Origin of the sequence: Pseudomonas sp. zfem003 (assembly GCF_032621675.1) — a bacterium.
GTDB lineage: Bacteria > Pseudomonadota > Gammaproteobacteria > Pseudomonadales > Pseudomonadaceae > Metapseudomonas > Metapseudomonas otitidis.
Genome location: NZ_JAVYJG010000023.1, coordinates 1 through 5,231, shown reverse-complemented (window position 1 = coordinate 5,231; position 5,231 = coordinate 1). Strand labels below are relative to the sequence as shown.

Here is a 5,231-nt window from a genome sequence, read left to right as displayed (position 1 = left end):
GTCGACCAGGCGCTGGATCAGGGGAGGGGTGAACTTCTTCACGGCGAGCTGCCCCAGGGTCTTGCCTGGGATCTTCGTGGGCAGGCTGACCAGCACGTCGCGACAGTAGTCGTAGTCATCCTGGCTGCTCTTCTGCAGCCTGGTGAACTTGTCGCTCAGGCGGAACTGCTCGCACAGGTAGGTCAGGCTGTCGCGATCCACGCCGTGGATCTCCTCGACCAGCTTGTGGAGCTCCGACAGAGTGACGTCAGCTGCGCAGAGGTTCTTCCGCTGGCGCCGGCCGGCCTCATTGAAGGACAGCATGTACCAGGTGCCGCTCCCCCTGTGGTCGAAGTAGACACCACGGGGGAGGGCGGCCTGGTCAATGTGGCCAGGTATGTTGGGGTTGTGCTGCCGCTTCCTGCCGCTCTTCATCCAAGGATGTCCGGGTTGTAGCCATCGGGCTGCGAGGCGGCCTTGATGCCGCCGGCGTCGTTGATAAGGTCAATCGTAGTCCATGGCCCCTTTCGGCCAAGGAACAGCTTGATGCCCTGGGCGCGCATGCTGCGCTCGACGTCGGATCGCCTGGTGTAGCCTGTGATCCTCTGCAGGTCTTCGAACTCAAGGATTCGTTCGCCTGTCATGGGGTGCCTCCTGTGTTTCGTTGCGCGCTACGTTTCCACGTGCTTCGTTTCGTGGCGCTGCGCGTGTGTGCGCTACTGCTTCGGCTGGTCTTCTTTGTCCAGGTCGGGCCTGGCGGGGCACTGGAGTGTGATCACGCCGTTCGCGGTGGTGATCTGGGGCATTGCCATCCGGCGGGCTTCGTCGCGCTGGAAAACGACGACGTTGAACATGATGAACATGGCCAGGAAGCCAAGGCCGAAAAGCCAGGTAAGGGGACGCTCTGCCATCTCACACCCCCTCGCCCTTGACCGGATGCGGGACTCTAAACACCAGCGTTCCACCTGACAGCAGAATCCTGACGGCTTCCTCATCGCTGATCGGCTGCTGCTGTTCGGATGCAGTCGGGGTGGGGGTGCTCGCCGCCTTGATCATTTCCTTGCCCTTGTTCCACAGTGCACACCATGCGCAAGGCTTCCCTGCCAGTTCACCGTTATCTTCGTCCCACACTCCGGGGATGGTGTGGCTATGACGCGGTGCATTACCGCGTTCGTCGCCATGCCTGTGCTCCAGCTCGCGAAACACAGCGGCCATAACATCAACGAAACCCTCCGGCACCCCAGCAGCAGGCGGGGCGGTGAACGCGGCGGTTAACGCCAGCAAGTTCTGCTCGCTGGCCTCGGCGCGCCGCCATGCCTTATCGTGCTCTTCGGATACGTTCTCTAGCTTGGAGCGGAGGCTGTTGATCTCCTGGGTCATGAACTTCATGGCTGCGTCGCGGGTGGCAATGCCGTCATACGGGCACTCGTCGTTGATCTCCAAGCGCTCCCTCAGCCTCTCGCACTCCCGCTCAAGCTCGGCGATGCGGGCGGATTGATCAGCTCCAGCCAAGCGCTTCAATCCATCGGCATACGCCTCCTGGCTTGCCTTGTCGGCTAGCAGCATGTCCGGTTTCTCACACATCGGCCTGGGCCTCCTTGGCTTTCTGGAAACGGGTGCAGATCACAACCACATCGCAGCCTTCGCGGCGATGGATCGGCATCTGGTCGAACGGAAGGGCTGAGCAGTCATGCAACCGCTTGCTGCAGGCTGAACAACGGCCACCCTTCGGGTAGAAGTTGGTAGTCGTCTCGCTCACTTCACCACCTCCGGTGCGCGCTCAATGGTCCTGCTGCGGCCGTCATTGCTGTGCACCACCAGGGCCGGCCGCTGGATCGTTTGTGTGCCGTCCTGGTAGAGGCGGCGGGTGGGGACGCCGTAGAACGGCCCGCCGGGGGCGAACGGATCGGGCATCTTGTCCATGTTGTCGATCATGATGGTCAGCAGGCAGTGGAACAGCGGGCCATCCTTCAAGTCGCTTTGCCGGCGGCCGCTCATGCTCGCGGCGCTGTCTTCCAGTCCGTGGACAAAGCACAGGTCCCAGAAGAGCCGACCAGGCTTCGGCGCTGGATCGAGGTCAACGCGGTGCACCGGATTGATGCCGAGGCAGTCGCACAAGTCCGAGTAGCTGAGATCGGAGAACAGCCGCAGGGACTCAGCCCCCAGCAGCCATTTACCAAGCGCGCGCCGAGTCTCTTCGGTCGACGTCCGCACACCTTTCCACCAGGCTTCCCAGTCCTTGAGCATGAGCCGCGCCTGGAAGCTGTGATCGGCTTCAAGGGCCTTCTTGGTCTCGCTGTAGATCTCCAGGGGACCGCGCAGGTCTGCCTGCCTGGACAGTCGCCTCGCAACCAAGAGGAGTGTCCTGGGCTTCAGGTGCTGCATGGAAAAGAGCTCAGCCAAGCGATCCAGATGCTCGGGCTTCATGGGGAGGAAGGAACGGCTTGTCATGACCAGCACCTCACGGCCGGCGCGGGCTGGTCTAAGGCGTCGGGGGGCAGTGGTGCCTCCCAGCGCCCCCGCCAGCCGTAGTCGGCGATCTTGATATAGGCGGCCAATCCCAGGATCAGCCACGCAGGGGGAAGCAGGAAGGCCAGCAGGACCAGCTCGGGCCGTCCGCTGGTGAGCATCAGCGGTGCCAACTGGTGGGCCATGACGGCGGCGAGGATGAGCCACAGCAGGGCGGCGGCAAGCAGGGCGATGGTCTTGAGCATCACAGGGCACCACGGTTGGCGAGGCGGCGCACCACCCCTTCGGAGTGGTTGGCGGCGGCCTGCAGCTCGGCAACGGTGATCGCCTCAATCGGCTTGCCCAGTGCCTGCAGGTACTCAGCAAAGGCGCGTTGCGCCGGCCGGTTCCAGTGGTTGCAGAAGGCGCCGATGTCGCGCAGCTGCTCCTGCAGGTCCAGGGCGAGGAGGTCGAGGCTGTCCGGGTTCCAGGCCATCTACGCCACCACTGCCGATTCGATGCGGCGGACAGCGCTGAAGGTCTCGATGCGGCGTGGTGCGCTGGGGCGCCTGACGGCGCTGGGATTGTGATGAAGGCCCATCAGGAGAGCGATGACCATGCACAGAGCTGGAGCGATGATGCCGCGCCGGAACGCCTCGGCTACCAGTGCGGTGCGCTTGTAGGTGTGAAGCTTATGCATCACACGTTCGACTGCGCCCTTTACGGTGCGAGGCGAAATGCCTGCTTCAAGAGCCGCCTGTTTGTCTGTCTCGCCAGCAGCTATTGCAAGCAGGCAGCGAAGCTCGCGCTCGGCAATGCCGCTGTCCATGCGCCCGACAAGGCCGGCGTAATAGATTTTTTCCACGAGACTTCCCTCCAGAGGCGTATGCACTGGAGAGATAATGGCTTTGGCATTACTGACTAGTCAATGCCTGTGGTTATATTTTTTTATAGCCCAGGCATTTTTGCGTCGACCACGCGCCCTATAACTCGCCAGGAATCGCCATACGGCTCAGGCTGAAAAGCTTGATTCAGAGGCAGTAGGTACGTGGCTGACCCCTCAGTAAGGAAGCGTCGAAAGACGAACTCGCCTGCTTCGTTCCTGAAAAGATAAAAGCGCCCGTCTTCCGGCTGGGCGGCTTCAAGCGCGACAAGAATGAGAGTGCCCTCTGGGAAGCTCGGCGCAACATCGGCTCTCATTGAGGGGCCCTTTACACGAATCCATACGCCGTCAGATCCAGCGTTCTCGGTTGTGCTAACGAACCCCTCAATGATCTCAATTGGTATGCCGCCGGTTGGCAGAAATGCTGTACTTAGTGAGCTCCACGAGATGACTGGATATCCATGAGATCCCTTTGACTCCTGGGGCGCAGGCTTTTTTACTTGCTCGCCTGATCGAACCCGAACGTCACCAAGAATTCTGTCGTCCAAATCGGCCGGAGCTGAGGCTTGGGAAAGCTTCACCGCTAGTCGTGGGCTGAACGCGCTCACGGGAACCTCAAGAAGCCCCGCAGCTTTTATGGCGAACTCAAGGTTCAGCCCGTTGCGCCCATTCAGGTAGTGAGAGAAAGAGGCTTGAGTCATGCCGAGCCTTTCGGCGGCAAGCTCTTGGGTGAGGCCTAGCGCGTCTTTTTTCTCGAAATAGATGCTCTTCAAGGCGGCGCATTCGGCCAGCTGGTTGGGAGTGAGGCTTCGTCTAGTCATCCTGAGACCTTAAAACCTATGGCATTTTTCACCTAATGCCGCGTCTTGACTTGCATTAATGCCAGCAGGAATACTTGGGGTCGCTACCAAAATAAGGTGCGGCGATGACCAGAACCCCCCTTTCCCAATACGCCTTACGGCGTCAGTCGGAGGTCGCTAAGCAGCTTGGCGTCACTCAGGCGTCCATCAGCAAAGCGATACGCATGCAGCGCTCGATCTTTGTCCTTGTTGCCGAAGACGGAACGATCTCTGCAGTTGAAGAGCGCCCTTTCCCGAGCCGTGAAAGGGCTGCGGGTAAAGAATATGAAAAACAACCGCTGTGAATAAGAGGAGAAAAATACCTGTTTATTTGAACAGTATTTGGCGTGATCAAAACCCGTTATCCCGGACTATGCGCAGAAAGGCTCACTGAATTCTGGGCATAAAAAACCCGCCTTGCCGGGCGGGTTCTTTTCCCACTCGTTGGCGCGAGTGGTCGTACTTCATCGCTATAGAGGAGCGAGGAAATGTCACATCCCGAAATTACCAAAGAGACCCCCGAGAAGCAAGAGTCGCAGGAGTCCCAGTCGGCAGTAGAGATCGCATACGACGCCGTCGAATGCATGCGACTCGAGCTGCTCAGTGCACGTGAACTGATCTCAGTTCTCCGGGCAATCGACCGCGATATGGACTCGACGCAGCACATCCGCCAGCTCTGCCGAGCAGGGATGAAGGCTGCCGAGTACGTATGCGAAGGGCTGGACGCAATGGCTGATGTGTTCACCGTCCAGCTTAAAGAGCTTCAGGGCCTAGGAACGTCCGCCCAAAGCGCGGAGGTGGCTCATGGTTAATCGCCCCATCCGCAGCGAATCTCAGGCGTTGGCAGAACGCCTGCAAGAAGGCATTTACACCATTGGATCGCTGGCAGAAATCCTGTCTGAGGACGCCGCCTACGAAGGGTCAGAGCCTGGTCCCCGCCTCAGCGTACAGGGCCAGGCCTCCATCCATTTCGCCATTCTCACTATCTCCAAGTGCGCCCAGGAAGACCTGAGCGCGCTGCTGGAAGATCTGCAGGTGCCAGCGTTAGGACAAAGTCTCACTGGCGCAACCAGTTCTGGATG

Annotated in this window: 12 protein-coding genes and 1 pseudogene; 3 read left to right on the top strand and 10 right to left on the bottom strand. The window is 60.0% G+C overall.

The genetic code is table 11. From position 1 onward, the window contains the following. The 10 genes and pseudogenes from RTK35_RS30405 to RTK35_RS30360 form a co-directional block, all read right to left on the bottom strand. Positions 1 to 414, bottom strand: a pseudogene (locus RTK35_RS30405) (integrase); the annotation flags it as partial. Then, entirely contained in the window at positions 411 to 623 is a 213-nt protein-coding gene (locus tag RTK35_RS30400; RefSeq protein ID WP_165668965.1) for a hypothetical protein, read from the bottom strand. The pseudogene RTK35_RS30405 and the gene RTK35_RS30400, both read right to left, overlap by 4 nt. 72 nt (positions 624 to 695) lie before the next feature. Next, positions 696 to 890, bottom strand: coding sequence for a hypothetical protein (locus RTK35_RS30395; RefSeq protein ID WP_316909753.1), 195 nt, complete (start codon positions 888 to 890; stop codon positions 696 to 698). 1 nt (position 891) lies between these two features. Then, on the bottom strand, positions 892 to 1,545 hold the full coding sequence (locus RTK35_RS30390; protein WP_316909752.1) for a hypothetical protein: 654 nt from the start codon (positions 1,543 to 1,545) through the stop codon (positions 892 to 894). Positions 1,546 to 1,555: 10 nt separating this feature from the next. Further along, on the bottom strand, positions 1,556 to 1,738 hold the full coding sequence (locus RTK35_RS30385) for a hypothetical protein (protein ID WP_316909751.1): 183 nt from the start codon (positions 1,736 to 1,738) through the stop codon (positions 1,556 to 1,558). Next, positions 1,735 to 2,430, bottom strand: a complete 696-nt coding sequence (locus RTK35_RS30380) for a hypothetical protein (RefSeq protein WP_316909750.1) — start codon at positions 2,428 to 2,430, stop codon at positions 1,735 to 1,737. Before RTK35_RS30380 ends, RTK35_RS30385 begins: the two co-directional genes overlap by 4 nt. Beyond that, entirely contained in the window at positions 2,427 to 2,693 is a 267-nt protein-coding gene (locus tag RTK35_RS30375; RefSeq protein WP_316909749.1) for a hypothetical protein, read from the bottom strand. Before RTK35_RS30375 ends, RTK35_RS30380 begins: the two co-directional genes overlap by 4 nt. After that, entirely contained in the window at positions 2,693 to 2,923 is a 231-nt protein-coding gene (locus tag RTK35_RS30370) for a hypothetical protein (protein WP_316909748.1), read from the bottom strand. Before RTK35_RS30370 ends, RTK35_RS30375 begins: the two co-directional genes overlap by 1 nt. After that, positions 2,924 to 3,292, bottom strand: coding sequence for a response regulator transcription factor (locus tag RTK35_RS30365; RefSeq protein WP_316909747.1), 369 nt, complete (start codon positions 3,290 to 3,292; stop codon positions 2,924 to 2,926). It abuts the gene before it with no gap. 83 nt (positions 3,293 to 3,375) lie between these two features. Beyond that, entirely contained in the window at positions 3,376 to 4,131 is a 756-nt protein-coding gene (locus RTK35_RS30360) for a LexA family transcriptional regulator (RefSeq protein WP_316909746.1), read from the bottom strand. A 104-nt stretch (positions 4,132 to 4,235) separates the two neighbouring features. Here RTK35_RS30360 and RTK35_RS30355 point away from each other — a divergent pair, with 104 nt between their 5' ends. The 3 genes from RTK35_RS30355 to RTK35_RS30345 form a co-directional block, all read left to right on the top strand. Then, entirely contained in the window at positions 4,236 to 4,454 is a 219-nt protein-coding gene (locus RTK35_RS30355; protein ID WP_316909745.1) for a Cro/CI family transcriptional regulator, read from the top strand. 183 nt (positions 4,455 to 4,637) lie between these two features. Further along, positions 4,638 to 4,961: a hypothetical protein gene (locus RTK35_RS30350; protein ID WP_316909744.1), complete on the top strand. Its 324-nt coding sequence runs from the start codon at positions 4,638 to 4,640 to the stop codon at positions 4,959 to 4,961. After that, positions 4,954 to 5,231 (top strand): hypothetical protein (locus RTK35_RS30345; protein ID WP_316909743.1); only part of this gene is annotated, 278 nt, incomplete at its 3' end. The genes RTK35_RS30350 and RTK35_RS30345, both read left to right, overlap by 8 nt.